At 57.0% G+C, this 25,825-nt stretch carries 19 protein-coding genes and 2 tRNA genes; 11 read left to right on the top strand and 10 right to left on the bottom strand.

All coding sequences use genetic code 11. The features are described 5' to 3' along the window. Nucleotides 1-9: 9 nt before the first annotated feature. Complete coding sequence (locus hmeg3_RS09045) at nt 10-315, top strand: PsiF family protein (RefSeq protein WP_094563433.1); 306 nt, start codon at nt 10-12, stop codon at nt 313-315. A gap of 158 nt (nt 316-473) precedes the next feature. Here hmeg3_RS09045 and hmeg3_RS09040 read toward each other — a convergent pair whose 3' ends face one another. Beyond that, nucleotides 474-1,109: a LysE family transporter gene (locus hmeg3_RS09040; RefSeq protein WP_094563432.1), complete on the bottom strand. Its 636-nt coding sequence runs from the start codon at nt 1,107-1,109 to the stop codon at nt 474-476. A 161-nt stretch (nt 1,110-1,270) separates the two neighbouring features. Here hmeg3_RS09040 and hmeg3_RS09035 point away from each other — a divergent pair, with 161 nt between their 5' ends. The 3 genes from hmeg3_RS09035 to hmeg3_RS09025 all read left to right on the top strand — a co-directional run bounded on the left by hmeg3_RS09035 (nt 1,271) and on the right by hmeg3_RS09025 (nt 2,236). Continuing rightward, nucleotides 1,271-1,426, top strand: coding sequence for a DUF3096 domain-containing protein (locus hmeg3_RS09035; protein ID WP_007877342.1), 156 nt, complete (start codon nt 1,271-1,273; stop codon nt 1,424-1,426). Between the two features lie 205 nt (nt 1,427-1,631). Further along, nucleotides 1,632-1,889: a hypothetical protein gene (locus hmeg3_RS09030; RefSeq protein WP_094563431.1), complete on the top strand. Its 258-nt coding sequence runs from the start codon at nt 1,632-1,634 to the stop codon at nt 1,887-1,889. 83 nt (nt 1,890-1,972) lie between these two features. Next, nucleotides 1,973-2,236, top strand: coding sequence for a hypothetical protein (locus hmeg3_RS09025; RefSeq protein ID WP_094563430.1), 264 nt, complete (start codon nt 1,973-1,975; stop codon nt 2,234-2,236). A 169-nt stretch (nt 2,237-2,405) separates the two neighbouring features. Here hmeg3_RS09025 and tilS read toward each other — a convergent pair whose 3' ends face one another. The 4 genes from tilS to cysS all read right to left on the bottom strand — a co-directional run bounded on the left by tilS (nt 2,406) and on the right by cysS (nt 7,177). Next, nucleotides 2,406-3,839 carry a tRNA lysidine(34) synthetase TilS gene (gene tilS, locus hmeg3_RS09020; RefSeq protein WP_094563429.1) on the bottom strand — a complete coding sequence of 478 codons (1,434 nt, stop codon included), beginning with the start codon at nt 3,837-3,839 and terminating at the stop codon, nt 2,406-2,408. Nucleotides 3,840-4,033: 194 nt separating this feature from the next. Then, complete coding sequence (locus tag hmeg3_RS09015; RefSeq protein WP_094563428.1) at nt 4,034-5,014, bottom strand: acetyl-CoA carboxylase carboxyltransferase subunit alpha; 981 nt, start codon at nt 5,012-5,014, stop codon at nt 4,034-4,036. Between the two features lie 103 nt (nt 5,015-5,117). After that, entirely contained in the window at nt 5,118-5,774 is a 657-nt protein-coding gene (locus hmeg3_RS09010; RefSeq protein ID WP_094563427.1) for a DNA-3-methyladenine glycosylase, read from the bottom strand. A 5-nt stretch (nt 5,775-5,779) separates the two neighbouring features. Beyond that, a complete protein-coding gene (gene cysS, locus hmeg3_RS09005; RefSeq protein ID WP_094563426.1) occupies nt 5,780-7,177 on the bottom strand; it encodes a cysteine--tRNA ligase in 1,398 nt (465 codons plus the stop codon). A gap of 206 nt (nt 7,178-7,383) precedes the next feature. On the opposite strand from cysS, the gene hmeg3_RS09000 reads away from it, so the two are divergent. The 5 genes from hmeg3_RS09000 (at nt 7,384) to hmeg3_RS08980 (ending at nt 11,983) form a co-directional block, all read left to right on the top strand. Then, on the top strand, nt 7,384-8,637 hold the full coding sequence (locus hmeg3_RS09000) for a tetratricopeptide repeat protein (RefSeq protein WP_094563425.1): 1,254 nt from the start codon (nt 7,384-7,386) through the stop codon (nt 8,635-8,637). Next, nucleotides 8,637-9,893, top strand: coding sequence for a murein L,D-transpeptidase family protein (locus hmeg3_RS08995; protein WP_094563424.1), 1,257 nt, complete (start codon nt 8,637-8,639; stop codon nt 9,891-9,893). The genes hmeg3_RS09000 and hmeg3_RS08995 overlap by 1 nt, the downstream gene beginning before the upstream one ends. A 107-nt stretch (nt 9,894-10,000) precedes the next feature. Further along, nucleotides 10,001-10,585, top strand: a complete 585-nt coding sequence (locus hmeg3_RS08990) for a peptidylprolyl isomerase (RefSeq protein ID WP_094563423.1) — start codon at nt 10,001-10,003, stop codon at nt 10,583-10,585. A gap of 91 nt (nt 10,586-10,676) precedes the next feature. Further along, nucleotides 10,677-11,165 carry a peptidylprolyl isomerase gene (locus hmeg3_RS08985; RefSeq protein WP_094563422.1) on the top strand — a complete coding sequence of 163 codons (489 nt, stop codon included), beginning with the start codon at nt 10,677-10,679 and terminating at the stop codon, nt 11,163-11,165. Nucleotides 11,166-11,188: 23 nt separating this feature from the next. After that, nucleotides 11,189-11,983, top strand: coding sequence for a UDP-2,3-diacylglucosamine diphosphatase (locus hmeg3_RS08980; protein WP_094563421.1), 795 nt, complete (start codon nt 11,189-11,191; stop codon nt 11,981-11,983). A gap of 106 nt (nt 11,984-12,089) precedes the next feature. Here hmeg3_RS08980 and cysE read toward each other — a convergent pair whose 3' ends face one another. The 3 genes from cysE to rnr form a co-directional block, all read right to left on the bottom strand. Then, on the bottom strand, nt 12,090-12,839 hold the full coding sequence (gene cysE, locus hmeg3_RS08975; RefSeq protein WP_094563420.1) for a serine O-acetyltransferase: 750 nt from the start codon (nt 12,837-12,839) through the stop codon (nt 12,090-12,092). Between the two features lie 140 nt (nt 12,840-12,979). Beyond that, a complete protein-coding gene (rlmB, locus tag hmeg3_RS08970; protein ID WP_094563419.1) occupies nt 12,980-13,717 on the bottom strand; it encodes a 23S rRNA (guanosine(2251)-2'-O)-methyltransferase RlmB in 738 nt (245 codons plus the stop codon). A 148-nt stretch (nt 13,718-13,865) separates the two neighbouring features. Continuing rightward, nucleotides 13,866-16,382, bottom strand: a complete 2,517-nt coding sequence (gene rnr, locus hmeg3_RS08965) for a ribonuclease R (RefSeq protein WP_094563418.1) — start codon at nt 16,380-16,382, stop codon at nt 13,866-13,868. Nucleotides 16,383-16,635: 253 nt separating this feature from the next. On the opposite strand from rnr, the gene hmeg3_RS08960 reads away from it, so the two are divergent. Both hmeg3_RS08960 and hmeg3_RS08955 read left to right on the top strand, forming a co-directional pair. Beyond that, a tRNA-Leu gene (locus hmeg3_RS08960) sits at nt 16,636-16,720 on the top strand. Between the two features lie 493 nt (nt 16,721-17,213). Beyond that, a tRNA-Leu gene (locus hmeg3_RS08955) sits at nt 17,214-17,298 on the top strand. Between the two features lie 370 nt (nt 17,299-17,668). Here hmeg3_RS08955 and pbpC read toward each other — a convergent pair. Both pbpC and hmeg3_RS08945 read right to left on the bottom strand, forming a co-directional pair. Then, on the bottom strand, nt 17,669-19,888 hold the full coding sequence (pbpC, locus tag hmeg3_RS08950) for a penicillin-binding protein 1C (RefSeq protein WP_094563417.1): 2,220 nt from the start codon (nt 19,886-19,888) through the stop codon (nt 17,669-17,671). Then, nucleotides 19,888-25,722 (bottom strand): Ig-like domain-containing alpha-2-macroglobulin family protein, encoded by a 5,835-nt coding sequence (locus hmeg3_RS08945; protein ID WP_094563416.1) that lies wholly within the window; start codon nt 25,720-25,722, stop codon nt 19,888-19,890. The genes pbpC and hmeg3_RS08945 overlap by 1 nt, the downstream gene beginning before the upstream one ends. Nucleotides 25,723-25,825: the final 103 nt, after the last annotated feature.

Genomic DNA, 25,825 nt, shown 5'->3' with positions numbered 1-25,825 from the left:
GAGAAACCCATGAAAAAGCTGCTCGCCGCCATCGCCGCCGTCACCATCATCGCTCCCGTCTTCCTGTTCAGCCCTGTCGCCATGGCGCAGACGGCCCAGCAGAGCAAGATGACCTCCTGTAACAAGGATGCTACCGGCAAGAAAGGCGATGAACGCAAAGCCTTCATGAAAGATTGTTTGTCCAACAAGCCTGCCGCACCTGCTGCGCCAATGACTCAACAAGACAAGATGAAGAGCTGCAACAAGGACGCTACCGGCAAGAAAGGCGATGATCGCAAAGCCTTCATGAAAGAATGCCTGAAGAAGGACAAATAAGGACAAGCAATAAAATACGTCGCCGGCACTTCAGCACGTATTTCGGCAGCATCAGCGCCCGCCTGCCGGGCGCGCAGCAAAAAGCCCGTATCAGACACTGTCTCATACGGGCTTTTTTCCACTTAATAATGACGCGATTACTGGCGCACCATCACCATTCAGGACTGGCTGCGCTTGAAAAAGAATAGGCCTGCGCCCACCAGCATCAAGACGCCGCCGAAAAAGCGGTTCTGCACCTTGACCGCCTTCGCGTCGCGGAAGAAACGCTGCATGCGACTGGCTGCAAACGCGTAGCCATGCATCACCACCAGATCCACGGCCACCATGGTAATCGCCATCAGCAGCAATTGCAGCCATAGCGGCTGATCATGATTGATGAACTGCGGCAGGACTGCGACCATGAAAACGATCCCCTTGGGATTGGTGGCATTGGTCAGAAACCCGGTCATTGCGCGTTGCCACCAGGCGTTCGCCACCGCCGGCCGAACCGCTTTCTGTTCATCGATATGCACTGGTGCACGCCATTGCGACCAGCCGAGATAGATCAGGTAAGCAGCGCCCAGTATCTTGATGGTATTGAAGGCGGCCTCCGACGCCACCAGCAGCGACCCCACACCGGCGCCGGCAATGACCAGAATCAGGACAAGCGCAATTTCCAGACCAAGAATCGTGGCGCTGGTTCTGCGCACGCCATAGTTCAAACCATGACTCATTGACAAGACCGCGCCCGAGCCGGGAGAGATAGCAATCAGGCAAGCTGCCAGAAAAAATGCAAACCACGTTTGAAAAGCCATGCCCTACTTTCAGCAAATAATCAGACCAGCATTATAAGGACTGCCGAAACGATTTGCTGAACAGATGCTGCATCAGCTGAACTCCGCAGCCGGATTACCATCAGATGAATATCGTTGTTCCGTTTAAAAATAAATCAGAACGAATTAACAAGGAGTACGACATGAACATCCATCTTTCCTTTGGCCCTCTGGTGGCGCTGATTGCAGGCATTCTGATTCTGGTGATGCCGCGCCTGCTTAACTTCATCATTGCCATCTACCTGATCGTGATCGGCCTGGTCGGTTTATTTGGTTCGCACGGTTGGCCATTTTCGTAGACCGCATGGCAGGCGCCCGCGTAAGCGGGCAGATGCTGCAGAATGTAAAAAAACGTCAGCAACAGACGCTTACAAATATGACATCTTTTGAAACACTTTGACGTCGTCGCTTCGGTGGCAGGTTCGTTAATGGAAGTAAGGCGCAGCAAACAAGCTGATCAAGCAAACGCCGAGACTGAAAAACTTCTCTTTAAGGAAAATTGCCATGAACTCGAAATCCATCATCGTTGCTGCTCTGTTCTCCGCTCTGACACTGCCAGTGTTCGCCCAAACCGGCGCGCCTGCTGCTCCAGCCGCCGCTCCTGCTGCGACCACACCTGCTGCCGCAACCGCAGCCCCAAAGGCTGTAGCCAAGCACACCAAGGCAAAGCACACTGCAAAGAAAGCCAAGGCCGCTGAAACGAAAGCAGCCAAGCCTGCAGCAACGTCGGCAACCGAAGCTGCTCCAGCCAAGACCAAGTAAGAGCAAGCATAAGCAATCTCAAGCAAACACGCATGAGCTGAAATAACAGCTTGAACCAAGAAATTCATTAAAGGAAAACCATCATGAAATCGACATCCATCATCGTTGCGACTCTGCTCTCCGCTTTGGCTCTGCCAGTGTTTGCCCAAACCGGCGCAACTGCCGCTCCAGCAAAACCAGCAGCAGCTCCAGTGGCTGCGACGGCACCTGCTGCAGCGACGGCAGCACCGAAGGCTGAAACCGCTGTCAAGCACAAGAAGGTCAAGCATGCTGCCAAGAAGGAAAAAGCAGCAGAAGCACCGGCCGCCAAGCCAGCAACTGACGCTGCACCTGCGAAGGCTAAGTAAGACTAAGCAAGGTAAATAAAGCCCGAGTAGACGTCATCACGGCGTGCATACCGTGAAATAAAAGCTCAGGGAGCAAAAACAAAACGGCTTGCCACTCATGGCAAGCCGTTTTGTTGTCTGCAGTCAGCTGTTTGCGCTTGCTTGCCGGTGCGCATCCGATGTGACAATGTCAGCTCAGGTCAGCCTGCCATCGCAAGGCGATGCGCGGATCCTGAGCCTCACTCTCCCCCGCTATCGCTTCGCGCTGTGCATGGCAATCCATGCCAATGCCAGCCGCATACAAGATCTGTTCGCCGGCAAACACCATCGGCAAATACGGTCGTTCCCATGCGGGAATATCCATCGCCTGGTAGTGATACTTGACGCTCTTGGTCGGGCGATTCCACGCCAGCTTGACGCGTTCGCCACCACTGCGCAAACGCACCGACAGTTGCTGCCCGCGCAGCCACGCGGCGTTGAATCCCTCATCGGCAGCATCGAAAAGCAAGCTCCCGGCAAATTGCGGAAAATGCAGTTTAGGCTCACCGCGCCAGACGAATTCCATTGGCTCTGTATGTTCGTCGAAAGCCGGACGCCTTGGCGTTAAGAAGACGCGGTCGCGATAGCGCCGGATATGGCAATCCGGATGGGTGACGCAGAGTTGTGCGTCGGATTTTGCTTCCAGCAATTGCGTGCGTAACTCCAGCAACCATGCCGACGACGGCATACGCAAATTACGCAATGCAAACCAATGCCGCAACAAGTTATCGATGCGGTCAATGTCCAGCGCGCGCAGCGCCGGCACGCTCAGATATTCGCCATCCAGACAAGCCGCCAGATCTTGCTGCGCAAGCGTCACCAGCAAACGCTGCGCCGATTGAGCATGACTGGCAGAGCGCGTAAAACGCTCCTGAAAACCTGGAAACAGCTCAGCCAACGCCGGCATGATCCGGTGCCGCAATGCGTTACGGACATAACGTGTATCGTTATTGGATTCATCATCGACAAATGACAGCGTGTGTGACGCGGCGTATCGCTCCAGCGCCGCACGCGATGCGCTGAGCAGCGGCCGCGCCAGCAGCAAGCGATCATTGCCGAGCAAGTTGGCAGCGGCATTGGCCTGATCCATGCCAGACATCCCTGCTACGCCGGAGCCGCGCAAAAGCTGCAGCAAGATCGTTTCCGCCTGGTCGTCCTGATGATGCGCCGTCAGCAGCAGGGTGACGCCATGCACATGGCACAGCTCGCCAAGCGCGTGATAACGGCCGATGCGCGCAGCCTCTTCAACGCCACTTTTATCGAGATCCTTGAGCGCGATGTTGCGCGTGTCGAAAACAGCGCCGAGGCGCTCACTCTCCTGCCGGCAATGCGTTTGCCAGCTATCGGCGTTGTCGCTGATACCGTGATGAATATGAAAAGCAAACAAGCGCGTGCCATGCTCACGCGCAAATGTAGCCGCGAGATGCAGGAGCACGGACGAATCCAGTCCGCCGCTATACGCGATGGCGATTGCAGGAAATGCAGTGGAGAACGCCTCATCGCCGCCGTGGCCGGACGTCAACGCCTGCAATGCTTGCGTCAATTCTTGCTGAAGGGTGAGTTGGGCGCCGGAGGTGGCAGACATGGTGGACTTCCCTGCAAACTGAACTCGACACTGCTTACGGCATGGTCATATACCGCAAACAGATTCGAGTACCTGCTTAAAAACTGCAATGGCGGCACAAACCAGAGTTTGTGCCGCCATGCGGATTGTTACTGTACCGACTGTGCTCTGTGCAGCTCTTATCGAGCCGAACAATGCCGTCTCAACTTACGGCCTTATTCTTGCGGATTCAATTCCTTGAACTTGCCGTAGCTCATGAGTTTTTCATGACGGGCCGCCAGCAATTCCTTGGTCTTGACGCCTTGGAACTGGCGAAGCGTATCGGCCAGCGCGCGCTTGAGCAGCGACGCCATTTGCTTCGGATCGCGATGGGCGCCACCCAACGGTTCGTTGACGATCTTGTCGATCAGACCCATGGCCTTCAGGCGATGCGCGGTCAGACCCAGCGCTTCGGCAGCGTCGGAAGCACGGTCAGCCGTCTTCCACAGAATCGATGCGCAACCTTCCGGCGAGATCACCGAGTACGTCGCATATTGCAGCATCAGGACCGAGTCGCCGACGGCAATCGCCAGCGCACCGCCGGAACCGCCTTCACCAATGATGGTAGCGATCAGCGGAACCTTCAGCTCGGCCATGACGTAGAGGTTGTGGCCGATCGCTTCGGATTGGCCGCGCTCTTCCGCGTCGATGCCAGGGAATGCGCCCGGCGTATCAACGAAGGTAAAGATCGGCAGATTGAATTTTTCGGCGACTTTCATCAGGCGCATGGCCTTGCGATAGCCTTCCGGTTTTGGCATGCCGAAATTGCGCATGGCGCGTTCTTTGGTATCGCGTCCCTTTTGGTGACCGATCACCATGCAAGCCTGGCCGTTGAAACGTGCCAGACCACCAACGATCGACAAGTCGTCGGCGTAAGTACGATCGCCGTGCAACTCGTGGAAGTCGGTAAAGATTTCATTCACATAGTCCATCGTGTAAGGACGTTGCGGATGACGCGCGATTTGCGACACTTGCCACGGGGTCAGCTTGGCGTAGATATCTTTGGTCAGTTGCTGGCTCTTCTTGACCAGGCGCTCGATCTCTTCCGAGATATCGACTGCCGAGTCGTCTTGCACAAAGCGCAACTCCTCGATTTTGGCGTCCAGCTCGGCGATTGCCTGCTCGAAGCCCAGAAATGTCGTTGTCGACTTGCTCATCGTATTCCTTTACGCATTTTCATGAACAGGCGGGAGTATAACAGCCCTCGCCGCCTTACTCGCGTTGCCGTTCCGTCAACATCCGGTCACGGCACCCGCTTCATTAACTCATTCTTCCGGAGGCGGCCGAATCCAGGCTGCGCCATAGATACCACGTGGCAACAGTACGCCACGGCTCCCAATTAGCGGCAACTTCGCGCGCATCGCTGCGCGATACCGGTTCGCCGGAAAAATAACTGTTGCTGATGCCTTTGAGCAACCCCGGGTCATCCAAAGGCAGGACATTCGGTCGCAGCAGATTAAATATCAAAAACATCTCCGCTGTCCAGCGCCCCAGACCGCGGATCTGCAGCATCTCGGCAATGACGTCTTCGTCTTCCATCTCCGCCCATTTATCGGGATGGACGGTCTTGGCCTTGAAGTGATTGGCGAGGTCGAGAATGTACTCTGCCTTGCGCTTGGACAGGCCGCAGGCGACAAGATTCTCAGGTCCGGCCTTCAAGACCTGCAATGGCGTACATTTGGGACATTCTTCCAGAAAACGCTGCCACACCACTTGCGCCGTCTTGGTGGAAATCTGTTGACCGATGATGGAGCGTGCAAGCGTGGTAAACGCGTCGCCGCGACCGGTCAGTTGCAAATCACCGAACTGCGGGATCAGCTTGCGCATGATGCGGTCTCGCTTCATCAGCTCGGCCTTGGCGTCCTCCCAGTACGCCGGTACGCTGATCGCCTGATCAGCCGGATTGTTTTTTATCATTCTTATCAGCCTCGTCGCCACTCGGTCAAACCGCCTGGTTTGTCTTCCAGAATTACGCCTGCGGCAGCGAGTTCGGCACGGATGCCATCTGCTTCGGCGAAATTCTTAGCTTTTTTGGCGGCGACACGCGCCGCGATCTTTTCTTCAATATCCGCTTCTGAAAGTCCGTCTCCATCGCTGCCGATACGGGCCTTCAGAAAATCGTCCGCCGGACGCTGCAACAGTCCGATGACACCCGCCAATGCTTTCAGTTGCCGAGCATGCGCAGGCGATTTGGTTTTGTTGACTTCATTGGCGAGATCGAACAATACCGCAATCGCAACCGGCGTATTGAAATCGTCATTCATTGCTTCAGCAAAACGCAGTGCGTGCGCTTCAGTGTGATCCACCGTCATGGCACCGTCCACCGGCACATCTTTCAATGCCGTGTAAAACCTGGTTAAGGCCACGCGCGCATCATCCAGATGCGCATCCGAATAGTTCAACGGACTGCGGTAGTGCGCGCGCAGGATGAAAAACCGAATGACTTCAGGATCATACTTTTTGAGTACATCACGGATGGTAAAGAAATTGCCGAGCGATTTCGACATTTTTTCATTGTCGACGCGCACAAATCCATTGTGCATCCAATAATTGACGAAGCCATGCTGGTGCGCGCCTTCCGACTGGGCGATTTCGTTCTCATGATGCGGGAATTGCAGGTCCTGACCACCGCCATGGATGTCAAAATGATCACCCAGCAAGTCGTTGGCCATGGCCGAACATTCAATATGCCAACCGGGACGGCCTTTACCCCACGGCGAATCCCATTTCACTTCGGCTGGTTCGCTTTCCTTGGAGGCTTTCCACAATACGAAGTCGAGCGGATCGCGCTTGCCGGTGTTGACATCAACGCGCTCGCCGGCACGCAAGTCATCCAGCGATTTGCCGGACAACTTTCCGTAACCGGGAAAATCACGCACGGAATAATTGACGTCACCATCACTGCCCAGATAGGCCAGGCCGTTTTTTTGCAGCTTCTGGATCAGGTCGAGCATCTGCGGCACATAGGCAGTAGCACGCGGCTCGTGATCCGGCCTTTGCACGCCAAGCGCGGCGGAGTCTTCATCCATGGCGTCGATGAAGCGCTGGGTCAGCTGGCCGATGGTTTCGCGGTTCTCGATGGCGCGATGAATGATCTTGTCATCAATGTCGGTGATATTGCGCACATAAGTGACGTCAAAGCCGCTCGCACGCAACCAGCGCTGCACCATGTCGAACACCACCATCACGCGCGCATGCCCCAGATGGCAGTAGTCGTAGACCGTCATGCCGCACACGTAAAGGCGAACTTTACCTGGTTCAATAGGGGAAAAGACCTGCTTATCACGCGCCAGCGTGTTGTAGATTTTCAGATTGCTCATGGATGGGAAGTATCGGTTCCGGCAGTTATTCGTAGTGTATTTCGTCGCGCTGATGAGATGGCGTCAATCGCCATCCGCCAGCACGGTTCAGTGCGCCCGCGCTTGTTTTTTTATAGCGGTATCAACATGAATACAACACGATTGCCAAAACCCTTTTTGTAGTGCTTCTTTGATAAAATGCGTCTTTTCGTTTGAGTATAGCATTGATGAAAACCATGCTTCTTGCATCTCCGCACCCATATCGCAATGCATTGCGTGGCATTTTGAGCAAGACCGTTATTCTATCCGGCTTGATCGCCGCAATCTACTCGGCACAAGCAAGCGAAGTCTCGGACATCAGCAAACTCATGCGCAGCGGGCAGTATCCTGAAGCCCTGGCAAAAACCGACGCCGTTCTGGCAAAGCATCCGCGCGATGCGCAAATGCGCTTTGTGAAAGGCCTGATCTTAGCAGAACAGAACAAGTCAGCAGAAGCAATTGCGATCTTCAGCAAGCTGACCGAAGACTTCCCCGACCTGCCTGAGCCGTATAACAATCTGGCAGTGCTGTATGCCGCCAATGGTCAATATGACAAGGCGCGCGCGACACTGGACATGGCAATTCATACCAATCCTACGTACGCAACCGCGCTGGAAAACCTGGGCGACGTCTACGCCAAGCTGGCGAGCCAGGCCTACGACAAAGCTTTGCAGATTGATCCGGGCAGCAACGTACCGCAACCGAAACTGACGCTGGTGCGCACGCTGACCGGCAACATTACCGGCGGCACCATTCCCAAGCTCGCCAGCGCCAACACCAATGGCAGCAAGTCGCCGGCTGTGAGTGCGCCTGCTGCCCCTGCTACATCGGTCACTCCTGCGCCGGCACCAACCCCGGCACAGGTTCCCGAAGTGAAGAAGCCCGAGCCAAAGCCGGAACCTGTTGCGCCGGCAAAACCGGCACCTGCTCCTGAAAAGCCCAAGCCAGTTGAAAAACCCGTAGAGAAGCCGGTCGAAAAGCCAGCCGAGAAACCTGCTGAAAAACCGGCCGACAAGACTGAGAAACCAAGCAAAGCAGACAAGGCCGCTGAAAAGGCTGCTGAGAAAGCGGAAAAAGCCGCTGAAGCTGCGCGTGCCGACAAGGACAAGACGGTTGTCCTCAATGCCGTCAACAACTGGGCAAAAGCCTGGAGCGATATGGACGTGAAGTCCTACCTGGCCGCGTACGCAAGCGATTTCCAGACGCCAAAGGGCGAATCGCGCAAGGATTGGGCTGACGAACGCCGCGCCCGCATCGAGGAAAAGGGCCATATCAGCGTCAAGGTCGATGTCCCTCAGGTCACGATCAAAAATGACACTGCCACCGTCCGCTTCCGTCAGATATATAATTCCAACCGTCTGACAGTTAATAGCCGCAAGACATTGATCCTGGTTAAACAGGGCAACAAGTGGCTGATCAAACAGGAGCGCTCGGGAGGGTAATGGTTCGTTTCGCTGCACATCAAGGCAAAGGTTCTCCTTTGCCATCAGCCTTTGTACGGCTGATTCTGGCTTGCCTGGCGTTGACGCCGGTTGCAGGCAGCGTTGCCTCCTCTTCGGCGATTCCGCCTCAGGCCTTGCAGTCGGAGATGCGCAAGCCCGATCCCGAAGCCTTGCTGATCGAAGTCTACAAAGACCTCGGCAACAATCGTTTGCAAGAAGCGCAGGCCAAAGCCGATGCGCTGGTCGCGGCCTATCCGCACTTCCGCCTTGGCCACCTGGTACGCGGCGACTTGCTGATGATGCACGTACGCCCGGTCAAGAGCTTTGGCGCCATTGCCGATGCGCCTGCCGACAAACTCAAGGACTTGCGCGCCGAAGCAATGGTGCGCATCAAGTCACTGCAAGAACGCCCCAACCCAAGCCTGGTTCCGAAACCGGTCTTGCAGGTCGGCGACGACCAGAAGAACGTGCTGGTGGTCGATACTTCGCGCTCGCGCATGTATGTCTATGAAAATCAGGGCGGTCAGCTCAGGTTCATCACTGACTATTACATTTCGCAAGGACGCTACGGCGTCAACAAGTCGCGTGAAGGCGATCAGCGCACACCGATCGGCGTGTACTACGTCAATGCACGCATCCCCGGTCCAAAGCTGCCTGACTTCTACGGCACCGGCGCCCTGCCGCTCAATTACCCGAACGAGTGGGATAAGCGCAACGGACGCAGCGGCTCAGGCATCTGGCTGCACGGTACACCATCCGACAATTTCAGCCGTCCGCCGCTGTCTTCCGACGGCTGCGTCGTGCTTGCCAACCCGGATCTGCAAAGTCTCTACGCCACAGCGGAAGTCGGCAAGACCGTGGTTGTCATCAGCGATGGTGTGCAATTTGTCGACAAGAAAGAATGGGACAAGGAACGCGGCTTTGCCAGCAAATTCATGGATCAGTGGCAGCAGGACATGGAAGCCACCGATGCCGACAAGGTATTGGCCAATTATTCTCCGACTTTCCGCTCCAACCTCGGCGAAAGCCTGAGCACCTGGTTCGGCCGCCAGCAAAAAAGCCTGAACGGCGCGCGTCCTTCCAGTGTCAAAGTGCGTGACCTGAGCTTGTACCGCTATCCTGGCAAGGACGAAATGATCGTCAGCACCTTCGTACAGGAAACCTCTGTCGGCAAAAACAAGAACGCGGTCCGCAAGCGCCAGTACTGGCAAAAAGAGGGATTGCAATGGAAGATCGTCTACGAAGGCACTGCCTGATCTGTCCCATCCGAATGCCTTCGTCATCACGGATCGCCGCTGAACCAGAGCGATCCGCGCATTGACGGCAAGCCGATTCTCACTACCTCACCTAGTAAGGAAGTAACATGATTCAAGCCCTTTCCCGTCGCAAGTTGCTGCAATGCATCGCTGCCCTGTCGTTGTCCGGTGCTGCCTTGATGGCACACGCCGCTGACGCGCCACGCGTGCAGCTTAAAACCAGCATGGGCGACATCGTGCTCGAACTGGATGCAGACAAGGCGCCAATCACCACTGCCAACTTCCTCAAGTACGTCAAGAGCGGCCAGTACGACGGCACCATCTTCCATCGCGTGATCGGCAGCTTCATGATCCAGGGCGGCGGCTTCGATCAGAACATGCGCGAAAAACCGACGCAGGCACCGATCAAGAACGAGGCTAAGAACGGTTTGAAAAACGAAGCGTATACTATCGCCATGGCACGTACGTCCGACCCGCAATCGGCTGCGGCACAGTTCTTCATCAATGTCGCCAACAACCGTCCGCTCGACTATCCGAGCCGTGATGGCTGGGGCTACGCAGTATTCGGCAAGGTAGTACAAGGCACCGACGTGGTCGACAAGATCAAACAGGTTCGTACCGGCAGCAGCGGCATGTTTGACGATGTGCCTTTGACGCCGGTCGTGATCCAGTCGGCGACGGTGCTCAAGTAAGCTCGCGCAAGTTCACGCAATGTCAATAAGCGCAAGCATTCACACCGGTTTTTAGCATTTCATTTTTATTATTTACACAAAAGGGATTCTCATGGCTGTTCTCTTCACCACCAACCACGGTAGCTTCAAGGTCGAACTCGAAGCAGAAAAAGCACCAAAGACAGTTGAAAACTTCCTCGCCTACGTTAATTCGGGCCACTACGCAGGCACCATTTTCCATCGCGTGATCGATGGTTTCATGGTGCAAGGCGGCGGCTTTGAGCCAGGCATGAAGCAAAAGCCAACCAACGATCCGGTTGAGAACGAAGCCAAGAACGGTCTCAAGAACGAGCCATACACACTGGCAATGGCCCGCACTTCGGCCCCGCATTCGGCATCGGCTCAGTTCTTCATCAACGTCAAGAACAACAGCTTCCTCGACTTCCCAGGCCAGGACGGTTGGGGCTACTGTGTATTCGGCAAGGTCATCGAAGGCATGGACGTGGTCGACAAGATCAAGGCGGTCAAAACCACCCGCTCCGGCATGTTTGCCGACGTGCCGGTTGAAGACGTCGTGATCGAAAAAGCAGAAGTCGTCTAAGTCGTCGCCTTTCACTTTCTCCGATGACGAACACTTCATCTGTACAAGAAGCGCAACCCACAGCGGTTGCGCTTTTTATTTCCGACCTGCATTTGCAGGCCAGTCTGCCACGCACGACGCAGGCGTTCTACGACTTTCTGAACCAGCATGCGAGCCGGGCCGAACAGCTTTATCTGCTCGGTGACATCTTCGAATACTGGGCCGGTGACGACGATATCGAGACGCCGTACAACAGCGACATCGTCAACGCACTGCGCCGCGTCAGCGACAGCGGCGTGGCGATCTACTGGATTGCAGGTAATCGCGATTTTTTGGTCGGCGCCGCTTTTGCGGAAGCTGCCGGACTGACGATCCTCGACGATCCGCACGTCATCCACCTCGCCGGTCGCGATATCACGCTGGCGCATGGCGATGCGCAATGCACCGATGACACGGCCTACATGGCTTTCCGTGCGCAGGTACGTCAACCGGCATGGCAGCAGCAGTTTCTTGGCATGCCACTGGCTCAGCGCAAGGCCATCATTGAAGGCGTACGTCAGAACAGCAAGGATGCCAATAAAGAGAAATCCTACGACATCATGGACGTCAATGCCGAGGCCGTACGCACGCTCTACGACCAGACCGGCACGCAGACCCTGATTCACGGGCATACGCACCGCCCCGCCCTCCATGTCGACGAGTCAGGCACAGCAACACGTCTTCGCTACGTTTTGCCCGATTGGGAATACGACGTTGAGCCTGCACGCGGCGGCTGGATGAGCCTGACTGCAGACGGCGTTCTGCATCGTTTCGATGCTGCTGGTACGGAGTTGAAATAGGTATCGCTGAGCAAGTCCGCCTGGTCATTACGGACAAAAAAAGAGGAGCTAATCTGCTCCTCTTTTTTTATTCCTACCCTCGACTTCAGACTCGTTTCAACGCTGACTACTCGACCAGTTTATTCAACTGTGCCGCGTCGAACTTCTCCAATTCCTTCAGCTTTTCGCAGCCGATACCTGCAGACTTGATCGCAGCAAGAATCACCTCGATCTGGTGCTCTTGCGCAGCAGCCTGATCGATCAAACCGTGCAACGCCTTCGACAAGGGATCGTCACCATTCGGGGTCACACCATATGCCGCGAACATGCGTGCCGCAGCTTGTTCGCGAGGATCCTGAGGCACCTTTTGCACGACGCGCGCCGGGTTACCAATGGCTGTGGCGCCCGGAGGCACCTCTTTGACAACCACGGCGTTCGAGCCGACCTTGGCGCCGTCTCCGACGGTGAAACCGCCCAGCACTTGCGCACCGGCGCCGATGATCACGCCGCGGCCCAGCGTAGGATGACGTTTGGCCCCCTTATTAAGCGAAGTACCGCCCAGCGTCACACCCTGATAAATCGTACAGTCGTCGCCGATTTCCGCTGTTTCACCGATCACCACGCCGAATCCATGGTCGATGAACACACGCCGGCCGATGGTCGCACCCGGATGGATTTCGATACCCGTGAACCATCGCGCCAGCTGGGAGATAAAGCGCCCCAGCCACTTCAAGCCGCTGTTCCAGCAGCTATGCGCGATGCGGTGCAGAACGACCGCGTGCAAGCCCGGATAACAGGTCAAGACTTCCCAGGCGTTGCGCGCAGCAGGATCGCGTTCAATGATGCTGGAAATATCTTCTCGAAGTTGAGTAAACATAATGTGGCTGTCAATGCAGAATGTGCAATCTTAATCGTTTACCGTCAGGTTTGCCGAAGACGGACAGGCTTTCCTGACGTCAAGAATGGGATCACACGAGGAAATATTACCCGCCGGGGATCCCGGCGGGCTGCCCAATATTACTTGGGCAGACGCTGCCGGCGCGCTTCGTACAGACAGACGCCGGAAGCGACGGAGACATTCAGGCTCTCGACCGAGCCGAACATGGGGATGCTGACCAGAATATCGCAGGTTTCACGCGTCAGGCGGCGCATGCCTTCACCTTCCGAACCCATAACCAACGCGGTCGGGCCGGAGAAATCGCCTGCGTACAAATCCTTGTCTGCATCATCAGCCATGCCGATCAGCCAGACGCCGCGATCCTTGAGGTCGCGCATGGTGCGCGCCAGATTGGTCACGGTGATATAAGGAACGGTTTCTGCCGCACCGCTGGCAACTTTGGCCGCCGTCGCGTTCAGGCCGACCGCGCGATCCTTCGGCGCGATCACCGCGTGTGCACCGGCGCCATCTGCAACGCGCAGGCAAGCGCCCAGGTTATGCGGATCGGTAATGCCATCGAGGATCAACAGCAATGGCGGGCCTTCGACAACGTCGAGCAGTTCGTCCAGATTGCGCGCCAGGGACAGCTCGCCGGCCTTGGCGACGACGCCCTGATGACGGCGGGTGCCGACAATATTCGACAGGCGCTGATCGTCTGCCTGGATGATGCGTACGCCGGCAGCCTTGGCTGCGTGCAGCAGATCGCGCATGCGAGCGTCGTTACGCTCGGAATCGACATACAATTCCTCGACCGACGATGCCTCGTGACGGATACGCGAGGTGACGGCGTGGAAGCCAAAAATCATTTTACTTTTCATGTGCCCTGCTTCTTCACTAAATACTGCTTCACTAAATAACTCACTAAATAAGTCGGCGCTGAAAAGACCAAACCTTACGGCTCAGTCTCCTTCAGCGCATGGTTAACGCTACTGCCGTGACGCCGCGTTAAGAAAGGCGCCGCCGGCGTCAGCGATTTTTCTTGCTTGGGCGGGAAAAACCCTTGGCTGGACGCTTGCGGTCCGACTCAATCCCGCCCTTCACTCGCGGCAAAGCTTTGCCGGATTTGCTTGCTGCCTTTGGCGTGTTCGCCCCCTTATTCGCACCCTTGGCAGTTTTTGCTGCCGCTGGGGCGGGTGCTGCCTTAGCACCACCACCGGCCCGGGCCGCCGGTGCGCCTTTGCCTGCGCCTGCCTTGCTGCGGGCTTGTTGCGCATTCTCAGCGCGACGCGCCTCATTCTTCAAAATCGTACGGATACCCGGCTCGGTCACCAGACGCAGATCAATCTTGCGCGCATCCAGATCGACACGGCTGACCTGTACCGTTACACGGTCGGTCAACTGATAGCGGATACCGGTGCGCTCGCCGCGCAACTCATGACGCGCTTCGTCGTACTGGAAGTAATCCGCACCCAGTTCGGTGACGTGAACCATGCCTTCGATATACAACGCGTCGAGCTGAACGAAGATGCCGAATGTGGCCACACCCGAGATGGTGCCGGTGAACTCTTCACCCAGCTTGTCGCGGATGAAGTAGCACTTGAGCCATGCTTCAACGTCGCGCGATGCTTCATCGGCACGGCGCTCATTGGCGGAACAGTGAATGCCCAGCGCTTCCCAGATGGCGACGCTGCTTTCCGGTTTCTTCTTGCCGTTGGCGCGATCCAATGCCTGCGCCTTGCGTGCCGCGGGCGACAGCATGGTGTTCAGCACGCTGGTATCGATGCCCTTCGGATCGTAACGCTTGCCCAACAGGATCGCCTTGATGGCGCGATGCGTCAGCAAATCCGGATAGCGACGAATCGGGCTGGTGAAGTGCGCATAGGATTCATACGACAAGCCGAAGTGGCCGATGTTTTCGGGGCTGTACACGGCTTGTTGCATGGAACGCAGCAGCATCGTCTGAATCAGCAAGGCATCCGGACGCACTTTGATCTTCGGCATCAACTCGGCGTAATCAGATGCACTCGGGCTATCGCCGCCGCCAAGACTCAGGCCGATTTGCTTGAGGAAAGTACGCAACTGGTTGAGACGTTCTTTGGTCGGCCCGGCGTGGACGCGATACAGACCCGGATGCTCGTGACGCTTCAACAGATCCGCTGCGCAGACGTTGGCTGCCAGCATGCACTCTTCAATCACGCGATGCGCGTCATTGCGGGTACGCGGCAGGATTTTCTCAATCTTGCCGACGGCATTGCAAACGATATAGGTTTCGGTTGTCTCGAAGTCGATTGCACCGCGTGCCTGACGTGACTGCAACAGCGCCTGGAAGACTTCATACAGATTCAGCAAATGCGGCACCAACCCGGCACGCTTGGCAGCTTCCGGGCCTTTTGTATTGGCGAGAACTGCAGCAACTTCGGTATACGTCAGGCGTGCTGCGGAATGAATCACCGCCGGATAAAATTGGTAAGCCTTGATCTCGCCTTTGGCGGTAATCACGGCATCGCACACCAGCGTCAAACGATCGACGTCAGGATTAAGTGAGCACAAGCCGTTCGACAACTTCTCGGGCAGCATTGGTATCACCCGGCGCGGAAAATACACCGACGTGCTGCGCTCCAGCGCATCCACGTCGAGCGCGTCGTTCGGCTTCACATAGTGACTGACGTCGGCAATCGCAACGATCAGACGATAGCCCTTGGCGCGGCCGATCTTGATCGGTTCACAATAGACCGCATCGTCGAAGTCGCGCGCATCTTCGCCATCAATGGTCACCAGTGGCACGTCGCGCAAATCAACGCGGTCGTTCAGATCGGCCGGTTTGACTTCGCCCGGCAGCTTTGCGGCCAACTTCTTGGCTGCTTCGGAAAATTCATGCGGCACGCCATACTTGCGCACGGCGATTTCGATTTCCATACCCGGATCGTCGATGTCGCCGAGGATTTCTGCAATCTTGCCGACAGGCTGTGTGTAACGCGAAGGCTGTTCGGTCAACTCAACACTGACCACCTGCCCTGCCTTGGCCTTGCCCGGCGAACCGGCGAGGATCACGTCCTGCCCGATACGCTTGTCTTCAGGCGCCACTACCCAGACGCCATTCTCATTAAGCAAGCGGCCGATGACATGCGTATTGGCGCGCGAGACCACTTCAACAATCGTGCCTTCCGGACGTCCGCGGCGATCAGTGCCGATGATGCGCGCCTGGACACGGTCGCCATGCAAGACCTTCTGCATTTCTTTCTCGGGCAGAAAAATGTCGGCGCTGCCGTCCTCCGGCAAGAGGAAACCAAAACCGTCACGATGGCTGCTGACACGGCCTTCGATGAAATCTGGGGAATGCGTCAGCTTGTAGTTGCCGGCGCGGTCGGGCTTGATCTGACCGTCACGTTCCATCGCATTCAGGCGTCGCGTCAGGCCATCCATCTCTTCCGGCTTGACGCTGAGGGCAGAAGCCAGTGTCATCGCGTTTTGCGCGCCCGAAGAGGTGCGCAGGATGCCGAGAATTTCCTCGCGGCTGGGAATGGTATAGGGAAATTGGCTCAAAAGTGTAATCAGGTAAATTGTTATTCATCAGTTTCGCCACAGCGGAACCGCCTGGCGAGCTGCTGGAATACGACTACTGGGCCTTGGCCCATGGTGCAACATGCCCTAGTGTAACGGAGGTTTCCGGTATTTACCTAACATGCAGCCCCGATAGCGCCGTCGGCACCCGCCGCCTGAAAATAAATGGGCGGCAACGCCCCAAGTGATTGACAAGATCTGAAAATAGGCTATAATCTCGTTCTTTCGCGGTATTGCCCACGTGGCGGAATTGGTAGACGCGCATGGTTCAGGTCCATGTGCCGCAAGGTGTGGGGGTTCGAGTCCCTCCGTGGGCACCAAAACATAAAAGGTCGATTGATGAAAATCAATCGGCCTTTTGCGTTTTGGAGACCGCGAGCAAGGCGCCTGCGCGCCTTGCGGGTGGGACTCGAAGGTTTGGCCGTGCAAGGCCAAACGGGGTCGCGGCACGTGACCGAGTCCCTCCGTGGGCACCAAAACATAAAAGGTCGGTTGATGAAAATCAGCCGGCCTTTTGCGTTTTCAGAGCCGAAAAAATCTCAGCGCCTTTCTTCGCGAACTCGAATGCATTTTCTTCGCGCATTTCCGCGTATTTATTTCGCGCGGAATCAACCTGCCACTTTTGTGGGTGGCCTCTCCTTTTTTCGTTTTCCGTATTTCCAGAATCTCATCATGCCTCGATGAAATTCACATCGAACGAATACCCTCTCATGATGTTTCGTTTTTACGCATTATTTTGTTGACCACCAGATTCAATATCAGTATTATTCAGCCCTTCTAAGCGCTGCACACTTTTGTGTGAAGACGTTTTAGGCCCACGTGGCGGAATTGGTAGACGCGCATGGTTCAGGTCCATGTGCCGCAAGGTGTGGGGGTTCGAGTCCCTCCGTGGGCACCAAAACATAAAAGGTCGATTGATGAAAATCAATCGGCCTTTTGCGTTTTGGAGACCGCGAGCAAGGCGCCTGCGCGCCTTGCGGGTGGGACTCGAAGGTTTGGCCGTGCAAGGCCAAACGGGGTCGCGGCACGTGACCGAGTCCCTCCGTGGGCACCAAAACATAAAAGGTCGATTGATGAAAATCAATCGGCCTTTTGCGTTTTGGAGACCGCGAGCAAGGCGCCTGCGCGCCTTGCGGGTGGGACTCGAAGGTTTGGCCGTGCAAGGCCAAACGGGGTCGCGGCACGTGACCGAGTCCCTCCGTGGGCACCAAAACATAAAAGGTCGGTTGATGAAAATCAATCGGCCTTTTGCGTTTTAGGGACTTTTTCTATCTCGCCGGCAAACTCACCTTACTCTTCACAGGTTTCCCCTCCGGTGGCCGCACCAGCGCCCCACGTACCTCGAACTGCAACTGATCGAGCACCGCGCCGTTCGCATCCTGCAGAACCAGTTTGTGCTTGCCTGGCCAAGGCATCCAGTCAATCCCCAGGTCTGCAGTTTTCTTCCCCGCTACTTTCAACGGCTTCCCATCAAGCAGCCACACACCCTGCTTCGCACCTTGCGCGGTGAAACGCAGACGTTGATGCGTTGGCGGAATATCCGGATCAATCGCCACAAGCATGCCCGGTGTCGGATAGGTAATCGTTGGCGCAATCTCGCCTGACCTCGCCACCTGCAACATGCGCTGACTGGTATCGGGCAAAAAGTATTCGGTGCGCGCTGCTTCCAGCTGATTCTCAAACTGGACCGGCTGAGCAATCACCGATGCAGGCTTCGCCGGCTCCTGCGAACTGGACTGACGGTGCAGATACTGCATCACCTCTTGCCAGACCGGTGCTGCGCCAGTGACACCCGACACATCCCACATCGGCGCGCCGGATGCATTGCCGACCCACACACCAACGGTATAGCGCGACGAAAATCCGATGCACCAGTTGTCGCGCATGTCCTTTGACGTCCCTGTCTTGACTGCCGTCCAGATGCGCGTCGACAAGGCATTCTCCAGACCAAAAGTGCGTGCCCGTGCACTGCGGTCGGACAAGATGTCGCCGACGATGAAAGAGGCGCCGCCATCCATTGCCTGCTGATAGCTCACGCGTGGATCATTTGTCGCCGTGCGAACGCCACTGTAACGTCCCTGATTCGCCAATGCGCGATAGGCATTGGTCAGCGACAGCAGGCTGATGTCGGCGCTGCCGAGCGCAAGACTGTAGCCATAGTAGTCACCTGACTCGCGCAGATTGAAACCAAGCGTCTGCAAGCGCCGGAAGAAACGCTCCGGCGTCACCATCACCAGCGTACGCACGGCTGGAATATTCAGCGACGAACCCAGCGCGGTACGCAAGCTCACCAGCCCCTTGAATTGCCGATCGTAATTCTGTGGAATATAGAGACCGGCAGAGGTCGCCAGATTGACCGGCGAATCGTCGAGCAGCGATGCTGCCGTCAGCCATTTTTTCTCGATCGCCATCTCATACAGGAATGGTTTCAGCGTCGAGCCTGCCTGACGCAAAGCCTGCACACCATCGACCTGCGCTGCGCCGGACAGCGAGCCGCTTGAGCCCACCCAGGCAAGCACATCACCGCTGGCGTTGTCGATCACGACTACGGCGCCGTCTTCGATATTTCTATCCACCAACGCCGACAATTGACGGCGCAAGGCATCGCTGGCAAAACGCTGCGTCGCTGCATCGAGGGTTGAATAAATCGGTTTCCCTGCATCCTTGAGCAGCTTTCGCCCCAGATGCGGGGCAAGTTGCGGTGCAGTTGCAGCGCCACTGATTTCGCCCTTGGCCGTTGCGCGTGCCAATACCAGTTCAGTACGGCCTTGCAAGCCATTACATTCTTGCGGTGTGCCCTGCTCTTTCAGAATGGTGCAGGCGCGCTCCGAGACTTTGGCAGGCTTGGCGTTGGGCGCCCGAATCAACGCTACCGCGATGGCAGCCTCGCTCTGATTGAGACCGCTGGGGTGCTTGCCGAACAGCACGCGTGACAAGGCATGGACACCGACCAGCTCACCGCGGAAACTGACCAAATTCAGATAAGCTTCCAGAATCTGATCCTTGCGCCAATTGCGCTCCAGCGACTGCGCAATGAAGACCTGGGACACTTTCTGCGTCATCGACCGTGCCGACGACTTGCGGCGCAGATCGTCATAGATCAGACCCGCCAATTGCATCGTGATGGTGGACGCACCGCGCGTCCTGGTGTTCCACAGATTGCCCCATGCCGACGCCGCCACGGCGCTCCAGTCGACGCCGCTGTGCTGATAGAAGCGGCGATCTTCGGAAGCGATCAGGGCGTTGCGCAGCGCCGGCGACACATCCTCCAAAGCGATCCACGATAAGCGACGCTCATTGGGATTGAGCCGCAGTTGCTGGATCAATTCTCCATGCCGGTCGTACATCGCGGCGTCCGATGAACGGAAGGATTGCTGCACCTCACCAAAACTCGGGACGGCATGCGCGACAACCGGCGCGCCCGCCAGAAACACGGTCGTCGCAGCGAAAAATATTGCTGCAATATGCCGTTGTGCAATCCCCGTCATCACGGCGCCTTGATACTCAGCCTGGCGTTCGGAATTTCACCGAACATCTCTGGCGCGTACATCGCTTCGACCCGCGTCGGCGGCAGACTGAACTCACCGGCGTTGTTCAGACGCACCGTATAGGTAATGCTGGAGCGCCCCTTCGGCATGCGTTCGTAGTATGCGCGATAGCCCTCAAAGCTTCGTTCTTCATACGCAAGCCATGCACTGCTGCGCGAACGGCCATCGTCTTCGCCGCTGCGCGTGATCGCCGAGTCGCGCGCCAATCCGGAACCCAGCAAGCTGGCGCCGCCCGGAATCGGATCGTTCAGCACCACCCAGGTCATGTCGGTCTGCGCATCGATATCCAGCGTCACACGCAACACGTCGCCGCGGCTGTAGACGCCCTTCTGCTTCTGCTCGACCGGAACAACCGTCTTGGTGATGCGGTATCCGCTGGAGAATGGCGCCTTCAACGGCACGGCAGCCAGACTTTGCATGGTGATCCATGGCTTACCGTTGCCTTCCTGCGTGAACTTCAACGTACCCGGCGCAGGCGTGCCCCAAGGAATCTGCACTTTGCCGCCGGTTGCGCCTGCGCCGCTCCAGGCATACGCGTTATTACCTGCGTCGGAGACGATGCGCGTCGTGCCCGCCACTTTTTCCGCCTCGAATGTACGGCTGAATTTCTCCAGCGCCAGACTACCCCAGACGTTGGCGGTGGTCGTGCTCCAATGGCCGCGCTGTTGACGCTGGATGGCGCCGCTGATCAGCTTAGGCATATCTTCTCGCCAGGCCGGGTTATTCAGCATGGTCAATACAAGACGATTAGCATTGCTATCGCCACTGGCCATCAGCCACCACCAGTAATCGTTCGCCTCATCCGAGAAGCCCATGCGGGTACCTTGATAGTTCAGGCGCGAGCGGATGATCTGATCGGCTTCCGCCAGACGCTTATCGCGATCAGGAATGGTCGTCACACGCTGCAGGATGGCGATCCAGTCGAGCACTGCCGAGGTCGGCCACAGATTGGGGTTGATCTGAATCGAGCCAAGCATGGATGGCTGTACACGGTGATAGCGCGACAAGGCCTCCAGTGCTGCCAGCTTGCGCACATCGAGATCTTTCTTCGGCGACCAGAAATCACGCGTAAGCTTGCCGTCGACAAACGCCGCCAGACCATCGAGCATCTTGTCGCGGCTTTGCGTCGGCAAAACATAGGCCGCCTCATTCGATGCTGCCAGCAGATAAGCGGTCAAGGTATCGCTGCCGCGCCGCGCATTGGATTCGCTCGGCGGGAAGTAATACGCCAGGCCATCCGCGTCGAGGTAGGTCGGCAGATCAGTCACGATCTTCTGCCACATCGCATCGTCACGCAGACCGATGGCCTTGGAGGTGCGCTGCTCCAGACAAGAGAACGGATAGTCGACGAAATATTTGCGGATGCCTTCGCTGCCGCCGGCAAGACTCGGCTTGAGCGAAATAGTCAATCCACCGCGTCCAGGCAAGCTGTCGGCAGGTTGCGCGACGCTCATCGACGATGCCTTGTCAAGCTGGAACAAGGTCGCCTGCTGCACCATCACTGGGATCGCCGGTACTACGCGCTGGACGAATTTGATGGCGTCCTTCGCGGCCGATATGGACGATACGGATTGCTCCTGTGCGCCGATTTCCCAGCTCAATTGCGAGATATCTGCGGGCACGGTCACCGGCCACATCACTTCACGCGCTTCACCAGCAGGAATGGCGACGTCCTTATCCTGCAAGGTAATCGTGGCAGTCGGTATCGATCCCGTCGTCGCTTTCGCGTTCAGGCGAAGCTGCATGGCACGCGTCGTGGTGTTGCGCACAGTGACCATGGCATTGAACTGATCGCCTTCCCGCACCAGCGGCGGCAAGCCGGAGATGACCTGCACATCCTGCGACGAGCGGATGCTTGCCGATCCGGTACCGAACAAACCAGCACCACTCTCCGCGACTGCGACGATACGGAAGGCCGTCAACGCATCGTTGAGCGGCACGTCGATCTGCGCCTTGCCGTTGGCGTCGAGCACCACGTACGGTTTCCACAACAGCAAGGTGTCGAACAATTCACGCGTCGGCGATTTACCGCCACCGCCACCTGCGGGAGTCGCCTTCTTGCCGTAGTGGCGCTTGCCGATCACCTGCATCTGCGCAGTCGATGTTTCAATACCGTAGCTGCGTCGCTGCAGCATGGCAGAGAGCAGATTCCAGCTGGTGTTGGGCTGCAGTTCCAGCAAGGCTTCGTCCACTGCCGCCAACGCAATCTCGGCTCCAGCGGCAGGTTTGCCGTCAGGCAGTGTGACTTGCACACTGACCTTGGCTGTCGAACGGATCGGATACGTCGGCTTGTCAGCAGTTACGGCGACCTTCAGCAAATGCGCACCGCTGCCGACGGAGATTTCGGCGACGCCAAATTTGTAGGCCGGTTTGGCCAGATCGACCATGGTGCCGGGCGCCTGATATTCCTTGAACTCGTGCCACCAGTTGATCGGTTCTTTCCAACCCCAGCTGAAGAAGGAATACCACGGCACTTCACGCATGCGCCCACGCACGGCCAGCACCGAGACGTAGACGTTCGGCGCGAAGTCTCCCTTGATCGGCAGGCTGATGGTCGGGTCCTGTCCGTTCAATTGCACGACCTGCGTTTCGATCACGCCTTCACGCTCTACCGCCACCAGAGCAGTCGCATAGCGGAACGGCATGCGCACCTGGAATTTAGCGGTCTCACCGGGTTGATAAGTTTTCTTTTCCGGCAGGATATCGATGCGATCCTGATTCTCGCCATCGAACCACAATTCGCCCTGGCGCGTCACCCATACCGAGGTCTGCGCGAACGAGGCGTTGCCGTTGCCATCCTTGGCGGTGGCAGTCAGTTCGACGTTACCGGCTTCCGACAAGGACACGTCGCAGATGAGTACGCCATGCTTGTCGGTCTTGCCGTTGCATAGCGTGCCGAGGTTTTGCGACGAGCGGGTATTTTCATACGCGTAGAAACCACCGACCATGCGCTTGCGATGCGAATTGGTTTGCCGGCTCAGGGCAGAGACTTCGACAGGTACGTCGGCTTGCGGCTGGCCTGCCGCATTGAGTACGACCATGCTCAAGGCCAGCTTCTTCTTCACCGAAACCCAATCACCGCCCTTGATGCCGATGACCACCGCCGATGGCCATACGGTCGTGACGTTGGAGATGGTCTGGATCTCGCCGTTCGGATCGTTATAGGTCATCTCGGTCAGCAGTTCACGCGGCGTCTTGATGACGGGCATGGACTTGACCGTGGTGCGCCCGGCGCCATTTTTATCCAGCGTCACCGGCAACTTGTCGGCAACGATTTTCTGGTCATCGCTGCCGGCATCGCCGTCTTCACCACCGTAACTGCCCGCACCAAAAGAATAGCCCTCATAGCTGGCAAAACTGACCGCCTTTGCGCGCATCAGGCTGCTGACGCGCACCGCTTGTCCCGAAGCGCCACCGCCGTTGATGTAGTTAAGCTGGACGTCGACCGGCACCTCTTTCGGTGCCACCAGACCGGCGCTCTTGTTCGCGATCACCGGCGTAATGCGTCCCTGCATCAAAGGCAGGCGGAATTCTTCGACGCGGAAACTGCCGGTGCTATAGCTGCCTTGCGTAGCGCCACCTTCTTCGGCATCACCATCGCCCTCATTGCTGCTGTCATTGCCGCTCTTTGCTGCACCGCTGTCGAGCATGACATCGTAGCTGCCGAGTTTGGCTTCTTTCGGAATCGCAAAAACGGTCTCGGCATTTTTTTGATTGCGCCATTTCAGCGGAAACTGGAACTCTTGCCCACTGCCCTGATGGATGATGCGCACGCGTGTGGGCAACTTGTCTTTGCCCGCCAGCGCAAAGCCGGTCATGCTTTCGAGACGGAACTCATGCTTCATCGACACCGTTTCGCCGGCGCGGAACAAGCTACGGTCAAAGATTGTATGTGCACGGGCATTGGCGCCGGACGAGCGGTCGGTTGGCAAATTGAAACGCCACGATTCAATACCGTCGCTCCATGAGGTCAGTGCAAACGCCATGTCGGCACGTCCCTTCTCATCCGTCTTGCGCGCGCTGACAAAGAGGCCGCTGATGGCGCCGTCTTCGTTCTGGCGGCTGGCGCAACTATCTTCGATTGGTTTGGCGATCATCGCCACGCCGATCGCATTGGTCTTGCCGCGCCACAGTTCGTCACCCCGGCAATTGGAAATGCGCACGTCGGCATCCGCCACCGGCTTGGCCGTATCCAGCGTGGTCACCCATACCGCATTGTTCTCGCGGCCAAGTTTGACGTGCACCGACAAATTGGTCACCAGCGTGCTGGTACGCACATACATCGGCGCCGGTTTGCCGAGCAAGGATGCGCCGAGTTTTTGCGACTCCAGTTCGACCACATAGAAGCCCGGATCCTTCAAGGGAATACCGACCACTTCGAACGGCCTTTCACCGTCTTTGGCATCCGATAGTGCGGGCAAATTCAGCGTCTTCACACCCGGCTCTTTGGCCAGCAAACCGATGGCGCGCGTGTCAGGCGTTTTCCCTGTGGTGTCGCCCCAGCGTTCATGAAAACGATTGAGCTTGGTCAGCCACGCGATCACACCTTTGTCGCCATCGACTTTGAGATTGGCGACCTTGCCGGGCAAAGCCTTGCCGTCGGTGCCACGCACCAGCAGGTTCGCTTCTACGCGGCGTAACGTCACCGGTAAGGTGGCGTCGGCATTCAATTCGATGATGCCGAATGGCGCCGCCGGGAATTTCGCCAGCGGTGGATAGCCGGCGGTGCGCGACTTCAGCGGAAAGGCGGAAGCATTGCTGAGCGTGCGGCCGCTTTCGTCCTTGAATCCGGATGGCAGATTGATGCTGAACTCACCGTTCTCCGGAAACGGCGGTTTGAAGGTCAGGTTGTAGACCAACTCTTCCGTATTGTTCTTTTCGAAGAAAGGCTTGAGCTTGCCGTTGCTGCTCTTGAGCTCCACCGCTTCGGCCAGCTTGCGTGGCACGGCGGATGAAAACGACATCGTCACCGGCAGGATAGGCGAGCACGCCGCATTGGCATTCTCACGCTCGCAACTGAGGCTGGCGGTGAATTCTTTGCGCACCTTGAATTTGAAGGTTTGCGGGATCGTCGTCGCAATGCCGTTGAGCGTGGTGATGCCTTTGTCCCAGGTCAGTTTGACTGACGCATCGTTGGGCAGGCGCTGCTGGCATTGCACGATGGTGACCAGCGACGGATCGATTTTCTTGGCGAACTCTTTCAGCAAGTCCTTGCGCATGGCATCGGTCACAAACTTGACCGGAATGCGTTCATGAATGCCTTCGGCCTCGCAATACATATGATCACGCACTCTGTCCTGATTGGCAGCGCCGTTCTGGAACAGGATGAAAGCCTGCTCTTCTTCAATCTCGTTCCCTTCGGGCATATGCCGCACAACGGCAGGACCGCCGGTGTTGAACTGGAACACGCTCTTGCCGGTGATTGCCGCTCCGGACACGGCCTTGACGCCCGGCTTCAGCGTAAATGAACAGCGCGTGCCCGGCGGCAGATCACGCTCAAAGTCGTAAACCCAGTTCTTGCCGTCGGCCCAGCGCGAAGTGCCTGCTACGGCGCAATTGATGTCGAAAGGCGCAGCAGCCTTGGGATCACCAAACTTGACCAGCGGCTCGGAAAACGTTGCGCGCACCTGACGAATCTGAGCGACGTCGCCTTGCGGTGAGAAACCGGCAACATTGGCGGCTGTCGCCAGCGACGGCGCGCTGATCAGCGCGATGACAGCTGAGGCTTGCGCCAGGATCGAGATCCATTGTGAAGTCCGGGTAATCAGGGACATGCTTGCTCCGTTATCTTTTTAATCAGTTCTTCGGCAATGCTTCATGGTGACGAAGCCTTGTGACACGATCAAGACAGATTGCGACTCGGTTGGTTCTGAATCA

It is taken from the genome of Herbaspirillum sp. meg3, from assembly GCF_002257565.1.
Lineage (GTDB): Bacteria > Pseudomonadota > Gammaproteobacteria > Burkholderiales > Burkholderiaceae_D > Herbaspirillum.
This window is presented reverse-complemented; position numbering and strand designations above follow the sequence as displayed.